Source organism: Priestia sp. 10L35 (assembly GCF_056395685.1).
In genome coordinates, this window is the sequence record NZ_JBFTKA010000059.1 from 1 (window position 1) to 411 (window position 411).

1 protein-coding gene is annotated in these 411 nt (G+C 61.3%); it reads left to right on the top strand.

The features are described 5' to 3' along the window. The coding region (dsbG, locus tag AC1DEF_RS29265; RefSeq protein ID WP_477727747.1) for a thiol:disulfide interchange protein DsbG at positions 1–411 on the top strand (411 nt) is incomplete at both ends.

Below are 411 nucleotides of genomic sequence, written 5' to 3' on the forward strand. Positions count from 1 at the left end.
CAATAAGGACGCACCACGGGTCGTCTACCTGTTCAGCGACCCGAACTGCCCGTACTGCAACATGTTCTGGGAACAGGCACGGCCGTGGGTCCAGGCCGGCAAGGTGCAGCTGCGGCACATCATGGTCGGYATYATYCGCGAAGACAGCCCCGGCAAATCCGCCGCGCTGCTGGCCGCCAAGGACCCGCAGAAAGCCCTGGAAGAACACGAGAAATCCGGCAAGGGCAGCTCGCTCAAGGCCTTGAAGGACGTACCACCGGCGGTTCAGGCGAAACTGGCGGCGAACATGAAGTTGATGGAAGACCTGGAACTGGCCGCCACCCCGGCGATTTTCTACATGGATGAAAAGGGCCAGTTGCAACAACAGCAAGGCGCGCCGTCGCCGGACAAGTTGCTGAAGATTCTCGGGCC